The organism is Pseudomonas sp. FME51 (genome assembly GCF_014897305.1).
In genome coordinates this window covers 207,478-222,547 of record NZ_JABUYN010000004.1, presented here as the reverse complement: position 1 = coordinate 222,547, position 15,070 = coordinate 207,478, and the positions used below count along the sequence as shown (strand labels likewise).

Below are 15,070 nucleotides of genomic sequence, written 5' to 3'. Positions count from 1 at the left end.
CTCCTCGTATGAAAAGGCCGGAGTACTCTCCGGCCCTCAAGCTTTCTGTCTCACTGCCGACACAACCAGCATCGACACCCGAATGCGCCCAGGCAATCCGCGCTTTTGGCTACTGGTTTTTCTTCCAAGGTATAGACGGCATGAACTTGAAATTCAGTCATAAAATTCTTCTTGCCGGTTGCGGCATCGTCATTCTGGCCTTCTCCCTGTTCGCCTTCTATAACGATTATCTGCAACGCAACGCCATCCACAACAATCTCGAGTTCTCCATAAACCAGTCGGGGACCCTCACCGCCAGCAGCGTACAGAACTGGCTGAATGGCCGAGTGCTGTTGATGGAGAATCTGGCCGAGAACATCGCCACCCGCACCTTCCCGGCCGCCCAGGCCGAGCTGATCGGTCAGCCGACCCTCGCCTCTCAATTTCTGTTCACCTATCTTGGCGGGAGCGATGGTATTTTCATCCAGCATCCGCAGGAAGAACTACCTGAGGACTACGACCCGCGGGATCGCCCCTGGTATACCGACGCGGTAACGGCCAACGGCAGCATTCTGACCGAACCTTACCGAGACCCTACTGGCGATATGGTGGTGACCGTTGCCACGCCGGTGAAGCGCCATGGTCAACTGACAGGGGTTGTCGGTGGCGATCTCAGCCTGAGAACGCTGATCGGCATTATCAACTCGGTGGATTTCGGCGGCCTGGGGCACGCCTTTCTGGTCAGCGGTGACGGCCAGGTGCTGGTCACGCCGCAGCAGGATCAGCTGATGAAGAACCTCGGCGAGATCTATTCCGGCGATGTGCCACGTATCGAGTCAGGCCTGCAGCCCGTGCAACTTGATGGTCGGCAGCGCCTGCTGTCGTTCACACCGATTGCCGGTCTGCCTTCCGTGGACTGGTACATCGGCCTGTCGATCGATCGGGACAAGGCTTACGCTCCGTTGAGCCAGTTCCGCACCTCGGCGATCATCGCCATGCTGATCGCGGTGTTGGCCATTGCCGTACTGCTGAGCCTGTTGATCAAGGTACTGATGCGTCCGCTGCAGAACATGGGCCGGGCCATGGCTGACATTGCCGAAGGCGAAGGCGACCTGACCCGTCGTCTGGCGGTGGAAAGTCGTGACGAGTTCGGCGCACTCAGCGCCTCATTCAACCAGTTCGTCGAACGTATCCATGCCTCCATCAGTGAAGTTGCCTCCGCCACGCGCCAGGTACATGATCTGGCAGTGCGGGTCATGACCTCCTCCAATGCCTCGATCGCCGGCTCTGATGAGCAGAGCGCCCGTACCGAAAGTGTCGCCGCGGCCATCAACGAGCTTGGTGCCGCCGCCCAGGAAATTGCACGCAATGCGGCCGATGCCTCGAATCAGGCGAGCACAGCCAGCGAGCATGCCGACGAGGGCAAGCAGGTCATGGAAAGAACCATCCAGGCCATGAGCGCGCTGTCCACCAGCATCAACACCTCCCGCGAACAGATCGAAACACTGAATACCAGTACCGAGGACATCGGCCACATTCTTGACGTCATCAAAGGCATTTCCGCGCAGACCAATCTGCTGGCGCTCAACGCCGCCATCGAGGCCGCCCGGGCCGGTGATGCAGGCCGAGGCTTTGCCGTGGTGGCTGATGAAGTGCGCAACCTGGCGCACCGTACGCAGGAGTCAGCCGAGGAGATCCACCGGATGATCACCACGTTGCAGCAGGGCTCACATGACGCGGTCGACACCATGCAGGCCAGCCAGGCCTCCAGCACGGAAAGCGTGAGTGTTGCCAATCAGGCCGGGGAACAGCTGAATACCGTGATGCAACGGATAGGCGAGATCGATGCCATGAACCAATCGGTAGCCGCTGCCACCGAGGAGCAGACGACTGTAGTCGAAGCCCTGAACATGGATATCAGCCAGATCAACCTGCTGAACCAGAAGGGCGTAGCCAACCTCCAGGAAACCCTCGGCGACTGTGATGCGCTGTCCCACCAGGCCACTCGACTCAAGCAGCTGGTCGAGAGCTTCAAGATCTGAGCGTCCTTATCAGGCCACAGCGGGTGATGGTTATGACAAAACATTCACCAGCTGTGAGCACTTGCCGATCCGTGACATCTGCCTGAAACTGATCTCCATTTTTTCAGTTAAGCCCTTTCAAGGAGATCTCCATGAGCGACATCCGTTTTGAAGACAAGGTCGTCATTGTCACCGGTGCCGGTGGTGGCATTGGCCGCGCCCATGCGCTGCTGTTCGCCAAACATGGCGCCAAGGTGGTGGTCAATGATCTGGGCGGCAGCGCTCAGGGCGAAGGTGCCAACAGCGAGGCAGCGCTCAAGGTCGTTGAAGAGATCAAGGCGGCTGGCGGCACCGCGGTAGCCAACCCGGACAGCGTGGTGGAGGGTGACAAGATCGTTCAGTGCGCGATGGATACCTTCGGTGGTGTCGACGTGGTGGTCAACAATGCCGGCATCCTGCGTGACAAGAGTTTTGCCAAGATGTCCGATGCCGACTGGGAGCTGGTGTACAAAGTACACGTCGAAGGTGCCTACAAGGTGACCCATGCGGCCTGGAACCACATGAAAGAACAGAACTTCGGTCGCATCATCTTCACCGCGTCCACCTCTGGCATCTACGGCAACTTCGGTCAGGCCAACTACGGCATGGCCAAGCTGGGCCTGTATGGCCTGACTCGTACTCTGGCCATCGAAGGTCGCAAGAACAACATTTTCGTCAACGCCATCGCTCCCACGGGCGGCACGCGCATGACTGAAGGCCTGTTCCCGCCAGGCGCATTCGATAAGCTCAAGCCCGAGCTGGTCAGCCCGCTGGTGGTGTATCTATGTTCCGAGCAATCCCAGGAAACGGCCAGCCTGTTCGAAGTCGGTGGCGGCTGGATGGGCAAGGTACGCTGGGAGCGTTCGCTGGGTATCGGTTTCAACCCCGATGAAGGCTTCAGCCCGGAAGATGTCCAGGCCAATTTCGAGCAACTGTGCAACTTCGAGAATGCCGTACACCCGAAGGACAATATCGAGGCGCTGAAAGAACTGATGCAGAATATTCAGAAGTTCAGCTGAAAATCCACCATCGCTGAACATTGTTTGCCCCATGATGGGGCGAACAATGCCCATTTCCGCTTTCGCGGCACAACGATCCCGGAGTAGAATCCAGCGCTCCCCCGCAGGCCACAAGCCAGGACCCGAGCGCATGAAAGTCATTACCCTCAGCAATTACAACGAGCTCAGCAGCACCGCCGGCCAGATCATTGCCGATCTGGTGAGCAGCAATCCACGCTGCACCCTGGGCCTGGCCACCGGCAGCACCCCGCTGGGCACCTACCAATATCTGGTCAAACGCTACCAGGCGGGCGACATCTCCTTCAAAGACGTACAGACATTCAATCTGGATGAATACTGCGGCCTGCCGCGCAGCCATCCCGAAAGCTACTTCCGCTTCATGCACGACAATCTGTTCAGCCAGGTCGATATTCAGACAGAAAACAGACACATCCCCTGTGCCGAGGGCGGCGATCTGCAGAGTCAATGCGATGCCTACAATGCCCTGCTACGTGAGGCGACGGTCGACCTGCAGCTACTCGGCATCGGCAGCAATGGCCATATCGGCTTCTGCGAGCCAGGCACACCCTTTGACCAGGAAACCTTCCTCACCCAACTGGCCGAGAAAACCCGCCAGGACAATCAGCGTTTCTTCAACTCGCTGGATGAAGTGCCTACCACGGCCATTACCATGGGCATCAAGAACATCATGCAGGCCAAATCCATCCTGCTGATCGCCAGCGGCAAGGGCAAAGCCGAGTGCATCAGTCAGATGGTCAACGGCCCGGTTACCGAAGCCGTACCCGCCTCGGCCCTGCAGCAGCATCCCAATGCGACCATCATCGTCGACGAGGAAGCAGCCTCTCTGCTGTAACGTCCAGGCCGGGCAGCTCAACGCTGCTCGGCAAACAGATCCGGACCGAATACCTCGTAATGGATGCGTGCCTCCCCCACGCCCAGATTCATCAGCGCATCATGCTGCAGGCGCATGAAGGGCACTGGTCCGCAGATGTAATAGTCGGCCTCCTCCAGCAGTATCCGGTCGACTATCTGCTTCACATCGACAAACCCTTCATAGTCATAATCCTGTCCGACCTGGTCGCTGGCCAGCGGGTCGCTGTAGAACATGATCAGGTGGAAGTTGTCATGTTCGGCAGCAGCCTGGCGCAACTTGCTTTTCATCGCCTGCACCCGCCCATTGCGCGCGCCGTGCACGAACACCAGATGACGCTGATCCGGTGATTGCAGCACCCGCTTGAGCATGCTGATCATCGGCGTCAGGCCAACCCCGCCACTGATCAATACCACCGGCGTGGTGGCATTCACATCAATGAAAAAGTTGCCGTAGGGAGCAGCCAGCCGAATCCGATCACCAATCTGCACATGATCATGCAGCAGATTGGACACATAGCCGGGTGGCTGGTCTTCGTTACCGGATTCGCGTTTGACCGAGATCCGATAGGTCCGCCCGTTGGGCACATCCGACAGACTGTATTGGCGAATCTGCTCTACACCCAGCTCTGGCACCTGCACCACAACACTGGTGTATTGTCCGGGCTCGAAATTCGCCACTGGCTGGCCATCCTCCGGCGCCAGCACGAAGGAGGTGATCTCCTCGCTTTCGGGGTTCTTTTCCTGCACGGTGAATTCGCGCCAGCCATTCCAGCCGCCGCTTGTTGCCGCGCTCACTTGATACAGATTGCGCTCCATGCCGATCAACACATCAGCCAGCTGGCCGTAGGCCTGCTCCCAGGCATACATGATGTCGTCGGTGGCGGCCGCACCGAGTACTTCCTTGATGGCACCCAATAGATGCTTGCCGACAATCGCATACTGATCCGGCTGAATGCCCAGGCTGACGTGCTTGTGAGCAATACCCTGCAACAGGGCATCCAGGCTCAGTGGATCATCGATATTGGCAGCGTAGGCGTATACCGCACGAGCCAGGGCTTCCTGCTGCTGCCCTTTCTGCTGGTGCGCCATATTGAAGACGTTTTTCAGCTCGGGATGTTCGTCGAGCATGTTCTGGTAGAAGCGGACGATGATGGCTCCGCCGTGATCGGCCAGAACCGGTACGGTGGCCTTGATCGTATCTCTTGCGGATTGGGTAAGCATGATGATTGCCTCAGGTGAACCGAGTATGGTCCGAGGCTAGTTTGCGCGGTGGACTACGTCAAACGGGCCGACAAGCACTTGCCGAATACCGTTATGCACTTCTGACGGCAGTCAATCAGTTCCTGCTATCTCCAGTAGTGAATAACAGAAGCCGACGGCGGCAATGACCAGTAGAAAACCGGCAGACAGGATAGATATCATCCGCTTCTTCCGCTGGAAGAACCCGCCTTTCATGGCCGCGATATAAGCCACCAGGATCAGCAGATCGAGAATGACCCATACGGCAGTCAGAATTGCCAGACTCAGGGGCGCCGTCCGGGTGATGCCAATGAACTGCGGAAAGAAGGCGATGAAGAACACGATGTCCTTCGGATTGGAGACGCCCACCAGAAATCCGTTCAGCGCTGGGAACTGTGGCTTGGCGACAAGCCGGCTTGCAGCGCTATTAGTCTCTGCTCCCGTACCAGCGAACTCACTGCGTAGCGCCTTGAAGGCAATCCAACCAATGAAGACGCAACCCAGCAGACTGATCCAGCGCAACCAGAGATCATTTACCGACAACAGTCCGGATATCACCAGAGCCGCACTGCCAATCAGCAGAAGAGACGCCAGATTGGTGCCCAGCACGGTACGAAAGGCGTGGGCGAATCCATAGCGCGAAGCATCACTGATGACCAACGCTACCACCGGGCCGGGTGTGGCGATCAGCAACGTGATCGACGCAACGTACATCAGCAATAAGGGATAATTCATTGGTCACCGATTTAATGTGCTCATAACCCTTGCCTGCCGCCCATACGAGCGGCAAGCAAGAATAAATCACACGTAAAACGCTTCCAACGGCGGAAAGCCATTGAACTCGATCGAGCTGTAGCTGGTGGTGTAGGCACCGGTGGACAGCCAATACATGCGATCACCGATGGCCAGATTCAGCGGCAGGCCATATTTGTAGTTCTCGTACATGATATCGGCGCTGTCACAGGTCGGGCCGGCAATGACGGCTTCTTCCAGCTCGCCGCGCTTGTCCGTCCAGATCGGGAACTTGATCGCCTCGTCCATGGTTTCCACCAGGCCGGAGAACTTGCCCACGTCGGTGAATACCCAGCGCTCCAGCGCGGTGTGGGATTTACGTGAGACCAGCACCACTTCACTGACCAATATGCCGGCGTTGGCGATCAGCGAACGGCCCGGCTCGAGAATGATTTCCGGCAGGTCATCACCGAAGTCCTCATGCAGGAAGCGGGTGATTTCCTCGGCGTAGGTCTGCAGGGTGTTGGTCTTGGTCAGGTAGTTGGCCGGGAAGCCGCCGCCCATGTTGATCATCTTCAGGACGATGCCGTCCTCTTCTTTCAAACGCTCGAAGATCACCTTGACCTTGGCAATGGCGCCATCCCACGCGCCGATGTCGCGCTGCTGCGAACCGACGTGGAAGGAAACGCCATAGGGGACCAGACCCAGCTCACGGGCCAGCACCAGCAGATCCATGGCCATGTCGCTCTGGCAGCCGAACTTGCGCGACAACGGCCAATCGGCCGTGGTGGAGCCTTCAGTCAGAATGCGTACATACACTTTCGAACCCGGCGCGGCTTTGGCGATGTTGCGCAGATCCGCTTCCGAGTCAGTGGCGTACAGACGCACGCCCTTCTCGTAAAAGGAGCGAATGTCTCTGGATTTCTTGATGGTGTTGCCGTAGCTGATCTGTTCCGGCTTGACGCCCAGCGCCAGCACCTTCTCCAATTCATAGATGGAAGCGATGTCGAAATTGGAGCCTTTTTCTTTCAGCAGGCTCAGCACTTCATTGGCCGGGTTGGCCTTCACCGCATAGTAGATATTGCCATACGGAAAACCCGCGACCAATTCGTCGTAGGCACGATCGATGGTTTTCAGGTCCACGACCAGAAAAGGGGTTTCAAGTTGATCAGCACGGGCACGGATGCGGCTGAAGGTGTCGCGGTCGAAATATTCGTCCAGTTTGATGTTCATGGCGTCGGCTCCAAAGCAATGTTCTGGTGTCGGGCCGCGTGAGGACATGGGGATCAGATGCAGGGCAGACAGGCGTACCCGCACACCCGGTACAAGACCAAGGGGGCAGACAGCGCCTTCCGTAAGCGACTCTGAACGTATAGCCAACACACAACCCGGGGGTGCGAACGTCTGATCAGTATCCCCACTTTGGTTCGCCTACTTCCCAAGGCGTGCGCCGAAAGCAATAAGTCCGCCCCTTCAGGGAACCGGCCTTGCTGTCTCGTCGTCAGTACTTGAGCCGTATGGATCGTGCCAGCGTCAACGTTCGGTGCGAACCATAAAACCAAGCGAGTTCGCGGTCAATAGGTTGGGGCCGCCAATATGCAATAATCCACCGTGGGTGATGTTCATGGCCCACTCAGCAGAGGAATATCCGATATGCGGGACGCGTCCGTTCACAGCCCCAGCCTGGCAGCCGACGATGAGATTCATGATGTGATCATCATCGGTGGGGGCGTCAATGGTTGCGGCATTGCCATGGATGCTGCCGGCCGAGGCTTGAAGGTGCTGTTGTGCGAGCAGGGCGACCTGGCCTCGGCCACCTCCTCGCGCAGCAGCAAACTGATCCACGGCGGGCTGCGCTATCTCGAGTTCTATCAGTTCCGACTGGTCGGCAAGGCGCTGGCAGAGCGTGAAGCGCTGTTGCGCAATGCACCTCACATCATCTGGCCGATGCGCTTCCGCCTGCCTCACAGGCCGCATTTGCGGCCGGCCTGGATGATCCGTCTCGGCCTGTTTCTGTATGATCATCTGGCCCGCCGCGAGACCCTTCCCTCCTCTACCGGGCTGAAATTTGATGGGAGCAGCCCCCTCAAGCCCGAGATTACCCGTGGCTTCGAATATTCCGATGCCTGGGTCGATGATGCCCGTCTGGTGGTGCTGACCGCCCAGGCCGCTGCCCAGCGAGGCGCGCAGATCAAAACCCGCACCGCCTGCGTGGAAGCCAAGCGCACGGACGGGCTGTGGCAGATCGTTCTGGAAGACCGCTTGACCGGCCAGCGCAGCCGCCACCGCAGTCGGGCACTGGTCAATGCCGGCGGCCCCTGGGCGGGTGAACTGCTGGCATCGGTGATCGACACGCCGGTACGGCGTCCTCTGCGGCTGGTCAAGGGCAGCCACATCGTCGTGCCGCGCCTGCATGACGGAGAGGAGTCCTACATTCTGCAGAACGAAGATAACCGCATCGTTTTCGTCATCCCCTACGAGCAGGAGTTCTCGCTGATCGGTACTACCGATGTGGATTATCAGGGCGACCCCGCTGCAGCCAGCATCTCTCCCGAAGAGACCAACTACCTGCTGCACGTGATCAACAATCACTTCCGCCAGACGCTGACTCACGGGGACATCGTCTGGAGCTACTCGGGCGTCAGAGCATTGTTCGATGGCGAGGGCGGCGCTGCCCAGGCGGCGTCACGGGATTATCTGCTGGATGTGCATGCTCAGCATGGCCACCCGCCCCTGCTGTCGGTATTGGGCGGCAAGATTACAACCTATCGGCGCCTGGCCGAGGAAGCCACTGATCAGCTGTGCGAACTCCTGAACAGCCCGGCGCGGGCCTGGACGCGGGAGGCGATCCTGCCCGGCGGAGACTTCCGCGATCACCAGAGCCTGCTCGCCGACCTGCAGAAACTCTACCCCTGGCTACCCGTCGAGACCGCCCGACGCTTCACCCGCAGCTACGGCACCCTGACCCATGACCTGTTGCAGGGAGCGCGAAGCATGGACGATATGGGCCGTCATTTCGGCGCCGATCTCTATGCGCGGGAGGTGCACTATCTGATTCAGACCGAATGGGCACTCACCGCCGACGACGTCCTCTGGCGCCGGACCAAACTCGGATTGCAGCTCAGGGCCGGTGCCGCCGCGATGTTGCAGGATTTCATGGATATCCGCAGCAAATGGCGCAAACCCTGAGTCCTTCTGAGCGGCGCGTAGCGGGGCATGACGGGCATTTTGCTTTGTCATAGCCAAGCAAATCAGCCACAATACGCGCCGATTCCCATTTATCCTCGCCCGGAGCCGACCGACACCGGTCACGGTCTCCTCGCCACAGCAAGAAACCGAACAGGCTACATGTCCAACATCGAGAAAGAAGTCGCCAAGCGCCGCACCTTCGCCATCATCTCCCACCCCGATGCGGGTAAGACCACCATTACCGAGCGTCTACTGCTGATGGGCAAGGCGATCGAGGTGGCCGGCACGGTCAAATCGCGCAAGTCCGATCGGCACGCGACTTCCGACTGGATGGAAATGGAAAAGCAGCGCGGCATCTCCATCACCACCTCGGTGATGCAGTTCCCCTACCGCGACCACATGATCAACCTGCTCGACACACCCGGCCACGAGGACTTTTCGGAAGATACCTATCGTACCCTGACCGCTGTGGACTCGGCGCTGATGGTGCTCGACGGTGGTAAGGGCGTTGAGCCTCGCACCATCGCACTGATGGACGTCTGCCGCCTGCGCGACACGCCCATCGTCAGCTTCATCAACAAGATGGACCGGGATATTCGTGATCCGATCGAGCTGCTCGATGAGATCGAAGAAGTGTTGAATATCAAGGCCGCGCCCGTCACCTGGCCGATCGGTTGCTATCGCGACTTCAAGGGCGTCTACCACCTCAAGGAAGACTACATTCTGGTCTACGCCTCGGGTCACGGCCACGAGCGCACCGAGACCAGGATCATCCAGAATCTGGACTCCGACGAAGCACGCCAGCATATCGGCGACGAGTACGAGCGCTTTGTCGATCAACTGGAACTGGTGCAGGGCGCCTGCCACGAATTTGATCAGGACGAGTTTCTCGCCGGCAAGCTGACGCCAGTCTTCTTCGGTACCGCGCTGGGCAACTTCGGCGTCGACCACGTACTCGACTCCATTGTCGACTGGGCTCCAAGCCCGTTGCCCCGCACCGCCAATGAACGCGTCATCGAGCCGACCGAGGGAAGTTTCAGTGGCTTCGTCTTCAAGATCCAGGCGAACATGGACCCTCGTCATCGCGACCGCATCGCTTTCATGCGCGTGTGCTCGGGCAAGTACGAGAAGAACATGAAGATGCGCCACGCACGCATCGGCAAGGATATTCGCATCGCCGATGCGCTGACCTTCTTCTCCAGTGAACGCGAGCAGCTGGAAGAAGCCTACGCGGGCGACATCATCGGCCTGCACAACCATGGCACCATCCAGATCGGCGACACCTTCACCGATGGCGAAAACATCAGCTTCACTGGCATCCCGCACTTCGCCCCGGAGCTGTTTCGCCGAGTGCGCCTGAAGGACCCGCTGAAATCCAAGCAGCTGCGCCAGGGCCTGCGTGAGCTGGCCGAAGAAGGCGCAACCCAGGTGTTCTTCCCCGAGCGCAACAACGACATCATTCTCGGCGCGGTGGGCGTACTGCAATTCGATGTCGTCGCCAGCCGTCTGAAAGAAGAATACCGAGTCGAATGCGCCTACGAACCGATCAACGTCTGGTCAGCCCGCTGGATCGAATCGAGCGACAAGAAGAAGCTCGAGGAATTCAGCAACAAGGCCATGGAAAACCTTGCTATTGACGGCGGCGGCCACCTGACTTACCTGGCACCGACCCGGGTCAATCTGAGCCTGACGGAAGAGCGTTGGCCGGACATCAGCTTCAACGCCACCCGCGAACACCACTGACGGAATCAAGCCGGGGCACACTTCGCTCCGACTTTCCCGGCTCAGAACAAATCGGATTGCGAGCTTGAATCCTTATCCTGTTGCCGCGCAGCTTCCTGACGGGCGCGCAGCACCCGGGCCTTGCGCGACCGGCACAGGCGAACCACCTGGCGCTTCTGGTCGGAGGAGAATTCAAGCCAGTACAGTCGCTCTTCCCGCGAGCGGAAGCAGCCTTTGCAGAAGCCCTTGCTGTTGGCTTCGCAAACCCCGATGCAGGGGCTGGGGATATCAAAGAATTCAAGTTGGTCCATTCATCACTCGTCGACATCCACCTAGCCTTGCCAGGACCGAAATACAAGCGAAAAATTTGTTTTCGCTGAAGAGCCCAGCCTGCCTGCGCTCTGCATCACATAGCCGGGCGCCATCAGACAGATCGGGTTGACCCATTCAGGAACACCCACTATATTGCGCAATATTATCCTTCTTAACACTACATGTTGTGCGCAAGCCCTATAACGCTTGCGCTTTATTTTCAAGCCTTTTTGCCCAGGAATTGCCAGATGACCGATTTCCAGTCCCTCAAAGTAACCAAGCGCAACGGCTCCCAGGAACCCATCAATCTGGACAAGATCCATCGCGTCCTGGACTGGGCTGCAGAGGGTCTGAGCAATGTATCGGTCTCTCAGGTCGAACTGAAGTCGCAGATCCAGTTGTATGATGGCATCCGCAGCCAGGATATTCACGAAACCATCATCAAGGCTGCCGCCGACCTGATCTCTCAGGACACGCCAGACTATCAGTACATGGCCGCGCGCCTGGCGATCTTCCATCTGCGTAAGATAGCCTATGGTCAGTTCGAGCCGCCACACCTGTTCGATCACGTCACCACATTGACGGAAATGAACCGTTACGACCAGCACATCCTGCGTGATTACAGTCGGGACGAGTTCGACACCCTCAACGACTACATCAACCACAGCCGTGATCTGAACTTCTCCTATGCGGCGGTCAAGCAGCTGGAAGGCAAATACCTGATCCAGGATCGGGTCAGCCGCCGGGTCTATGAAAGCCCGCAGATGCTCTACATGTTGATCGGCATGTGCCTGTTTGCCGACTACCCGCAGGATAGCCGGCTGAGCTACATCAAGCGTTTCTACGACGCCATCTCGCTGTTCAAGCTCTCCCTGCCGACGCCGATCATGTCCGGCGTACGCTCGCCGTCTCGGCAGTTCAGCTCCTGCGTATTGATCGAGTGCGGCGACAGCCTGGACTCGATCAACGCCACTACCTCGGCGATCGTCAAGTACGTGTCGCTGCGTGCCGGCATCGGTATCAATGCCGGACGTATCCGCGCTGTCGGCAGCCCTATCCGTGGCGGTGAGGCCCAGCACACCGGCTGCCTGCCGTTCTTCAAGCTGTTCCAGTCGGCGGTCAAGTCCTGCTCCCAGGGTGGCGTGCGCGGTGGCGCGGCCACCCTGTTCTATCCACTCTGGCACCTGGAAGTGGAGTCCTTGCTGGTACTGAAGAACAACCGTGGCGTGGAAGAGAACCGGGTGCGGCACATGGACTATGGCGTACAGATCAACCGCACGCTGTACCAGCGCCTGATCAAGAACGGCAACATCACCCTGTTCTCGCCGCATGAAGTGCCCGGCCTGTACGACGCATTCTTCGCAGATCAGGACGAGTTCGAGCGGCTGTATCAGAAATATGAGCAGGACCCGACTATCCGCAAGCGCAGCATTCCAGCGGTCGAACTGTTCTCGCTGATGATGCAGGAGCGTTCCAGCACCGGCCGTATCTATATCCAGAACGTCGACCACTGCAACACCCACAGCCCGTTTGATCCGGCTGTTGCGCCCGTGCGCCAATCCAACCTGTGTCTGGAAATCGCCCTGCCGACCAGCCCACTGGATGGCATCAACGATGGCAGCGGAGAAATTGCCCTGTGCACCCTGTCAGCACTGAATCTGGGCGCCATCAACAGCCTGGACGAGCTGGAAGAACTGGCCGAGCTGGCGGTACGCGCACTGGATGCGTTGCTGGACTACCAGGACTACCCTATCGAAGCAGCGCGCAAGGCGTCGATGAAACGTCGCACCCTGGGTATCGGCGTCATCAACTTTGCCAACTACCTGGCCAAGAATGGCGCACGTTATTCCGATGGTTCCGGCAACAACCTGACGCACCGCACCTTTGAAGCGATTCAATATTACCTGCTCAAGGCTTCCAATACCCTGGCCCGCGAGCGCGGTGCCTGCTCCGGCTTCAACGAAACCACCTACGCCAAGGGTGTGCTGCCGATCGATACCTACAAGAAGGATCTGGACGCGATCTGCTCAGAGCCACTGCACCTGGACTGGGAAGCCCTGCGCGCCGATATCGTCAAACACGGCCTGCGCAACTCGACGCTGTCCTCGCTGATGCCGTCCGAGACTTCCAGCCAGATCTCCAATGCCACCAACGGCATCGAACCGCCGCGCGGCCTGGTGACCATCAAGCAATCCAAGGACGGCATTCTCAAGCAGGTGGTGCCGGATTACGATGAGCTCAAGGACGCCTATGAATTGCTGTGGCAGATGCCGAATAACGATGGCTACCTGCAGCTGGTGGGCATCATGCAGAAGTTCGTCGACCAGGCGATCTCGGCGAACACCAACTATGACCCACAACGCTTCGAAGGCGGCCGCGTGCCAATGCGCCAACTGCTCAAGGATCTGCTGACTGCCTACAAATTCGGTCTGAAGACCCTGTATTATCAGAACACCCGCGACGGTGCCGATGATGACCAGGCTGACATGGTTGATGACTGCGCCGGCGGCGCTTGCAAGATCTGAGATATGACGATGACGATGAAAATGAAATACAGCACCTTTTCCCAGGCCGATAACAACCAGATGGGCGAGCCGATGTTTTTCGGCCAGCCGGTCAACGTTGCTCGTTATGACCAGCAGAAATACCCGATCTTCGAAAAGCTGATCGAGAAGCAGCTGTCGTTCTTCTGGCGCCCGGAAGAGGTCGATGTTTCCCAGGACCGCACCGACTTCCGCAACCTGCCGGAGCACGAAAAGCACATTTTCCTGGGCAACCTGAAGTATCAGACGCTGCTGGATTCAATTCAGGGTCGCAGCCCGAACGTGGCCTTTCTGCCGCTGGTGTCCATCCCCGAGCTGGAAACCTGGATTGAAACCTGGTCATTTTCCGAGACTATCCACAGCCGCTCGTATACCCATATCATCCGCAACATCGTCAATGATCCTGCGGTGGTGTTCGACGATATTGTGCGCAACCAGCACATCATCGAACGCGCTGGAGACATCGCCAACTACTACGATGATCTGATCCAGTACAGCAATCTGTACAATCAGTTTGGTGAGGGCACTCATCAGCTCAATGGTCAGAGCGTTACCATCGAACTGTTCGAGCTGAAGAAAAAGCTGTATCTGTGCATGATGTCGGTGAACGTGCTCGAAGCGATCCGCTTCTATGTCAGTTTTGCCTGCTCCTTCGCCTTCGCCGAACGCCGGCTGATGGAAGGCAACGCCAAGATTATCCGCCTGATCGCCCGTGACGAGGCACTGCACCTGACCGGCACCCAGCACATCCTCAATATCATGCAGGAAGGTGAGGATGACCCGCAGATGGCTGAAGTCGCGCGGGCCTGCCATGAGCAGTCTGTGGAGATCTTTCGCCACGCCGCAGAACAGGAGAAGCAATGGGCCGAGTATCTGTTCAAGGACGGCTCCATGATCGGCCTGAACTACAGCATCCTCAGCCAATATGTGGAATACATCACCAACCTGCGCATGAGCGCAGTTGGACTGGAACCCATCTTCCCTGGCGCCCACCAGAACCCGATCCCCTGGATCAATGCCTGGCTGGTGTCCGATAACGTACAGGTAGCGCCGCAAGAGGTAGAGGTCAGTTCTTACCTGGTCGGCCAGATCGATTCAGAAGTATCGCTGGAAGATCTGGGCGAGTTCGAGCTGTAAGGCGGTGCAGGTATTTACCCGCGACACTTTCTTCGAACTGGATGAAGACGAGACGCTGCTGGAAGGCCTGGAGCGTACCGGCCACCATGTGGAATACCAATGCCGCAGTGGCTACTGCGGCGCCTGCCGGGTGAAGTTGAAATCCGGCAGCGTGGTCTACCCGAAGTCGCCGCTGGCCTTTCTCAAGCGTGACGAGATCCTGCCTTGCTGCTGCCGGGTACAGGAACCCATCGTCATCAACGTACCGCTGAAAAGCAAACTCTGA

General features: G+C 58.3%; 12 protein-coding genes and 1 pseudogene. 9 read left to right on the top strand and 4 right to left on the bottom strand.

Annotated features, from left to right (window positions below):
• Positions 1 to 8: 8 nt before the first annotated feature.
• From INT39_RS22995 to nagB, 4 genes and pseudogenes are all read left to right on the top strand, one after another.
• Positions 9 to 1,166 (top strand): annotated as a pseudogene (locus tag INT39_RS22995) (cache domain-containing protein); the annotation flags it as partial.
• 69 nt (positions 1,167 to 1,235) lie between these two features.
• A complete protein-coding gene (locus INT39_RS22990; protein ID WP_413468915.1) occupies positions 1,236 to 2,021 on the top strand; it encodes a methyl-accepting chemotaxis protein in 786 nt (261 codons plus the stop codon).
• A gap of 131 nt (positions 2,022 to 2,152) precedes the next feature.
• Positions 2,153 to 3,058: an SDR family oxidoreductase gene (locus INT39_RS09335; RefSeq protein ID WP_193073628.1), complete on the top strand. Its 906-nt coding sequence runs from the start codon at positions 2,153 to 2,155 to the stop codon at positions 3,056 to 3,058.
• Positions 3,059 to 3,188: 130 nt separating this feature from the next.
• Positions 3,189 to 3,911, top strand: a complete 723-nt coding sequence (gene nagB, locus INT39_RS09330) for a glucosamine-6-phosphate deaminase (protein ID WP_193073627.1) — start codon at positions 3,189 to 3,191, stop codon at positions 3,909 to 3,911.
• Between the two features lie 17 nt (positions 3,912 to 3,928).
• Here nagB and hmpA read toward each other — a convergent pair whose 3' ends face one another.
• The 3 genes from hmpA to INT39_RS09315 form a co-directional block, all read right to left on the bottom strand.
• Entirely contained in the window at positions 3,929 to 5,152 is a 1,224-nt protein-coding gene (gene hmpA, locus INT39_RS09325) for an NO-inducible flavohemoprotein (protein WP_193073626.1), read from the bottom strand.
• 111 nt (positions 5,153 to 5,263) lie between these two features.
• The gene (locus INT39_RS09320) at positions 5,264 to 5,905 is read right to left on the bottom strand and encodes a LysE family translocator (protein WP_193073625.1); all 642 of its coding nucleotides are present in this window, start codon (positions 5,903 to 5,905) and stop codon (positions 5,264 to 5,266) included.
• 66 nt (positions 5,906 to 5,971) lie between these two features.
• On the bottom strand, positions 5,972 to 7,135 hold the full coding sequence (locus INT39_RS09315) for a type III PLP-dependent enzyme (RefSeq protein ID WP_193073793.1): 1,164 nt from the start codon (positions 7,133 to 7,135) through the stop codon (positions 5,972 to 5,974).
• 420 nt (positions 7,136 to 7,555) lie between these two features.
• Here INT39_RS09315 and glpD point away from each other — a divergent pair, with 420 nt between their 5' ends.
• Both glpD and INT39_RS09305 read left to right on the top strand, forming a co-directional pair.
• Complete coding sequence (glpD, locus tag INT39_RS09310) at positions 7,556 to 9,091, top strand: glycerol-3-phosphate dehydrogenase (RefSeq protein WP_193073624.1); 1,536 nt, start codon at positions 7,556 to 7,558, stop codon at positions 9,089 to 9,091.
• A 159-nt stretch (positions 9,092 to 9,250) separates the two neighbouring features.
• Positions 9,251 to 10,834, top strand: coding sequence for a peptide chain release factor 3 (locus INT39_RS09305; RefSeq protein ID WP_193073623.1), 1,584 nt, complete (start codon positions 9,251 to 9,253; stop codon positions 10,832 to 10,834).
• Between the two features lie 41 nt (positions 10,835 to 10,875).
• Here the strand turns inward: INT39_RS09305 and INT39_RS09300 are convergent, their stop codons facing one another.
• A complete protein-coding gene (locus tag INT39_RS09300) occupies positions 10,876 to 11,124 on the bottom strand; it encodes a DUF1289 domain-containing protein (protein WP_193073622.1) in 249 nt (82 codons plus the stop codon).
• 249 nt (positions 11,125 to 11,373) lie between these two features.
• Between INT39_RS09300 and nrdA the strand changes: the two genes are divergently transcribed.
• The 3 genes from nrdA to yfaE are packed head-to-tail and all read left to right on the top strand — an operon-like array spanning position 11,374 to position 15,070.
• Entirely contained in the window at positions 11,374 to 13,650 is a 2,277-nt protein-coding gene (nrdA, locus tag INT39_RS09295; RefSeq protein ID WP_193073621.1) for a class 1a ribonucleoside-diphosphate reductase subunit alpha, read from the top strand.
• 21 nt (positions 13,651 to 13,671) lie between these two features.
• Positions 13,672 to 14,805 (top strand): class Ia ribonucleoside-diphosphate reductase subunit beta, encoded by a 1,134-nt coding sequence (gene nrdB / locus INT39_RS09290; RefSeq protein WP_193073620.1) that lies wholly within the window; start codon positions 13,672 to 13,674, stop codon positions 14,803 to 14,805.
• Positions 14,806 to 14,809: 4 nt separating this feature from the next.
• Positions 14,810 to 15,070, top strand: a complete 261-nt coding sequence (gene yfaE / locus INT39_RS09285) for a class I ribonucleotide reductase maintenance protein YfaE (protein ID WP_193073619.1) — start codon at positions 14,810 to 14,812, stop codon at positions 15,068 to 15,070.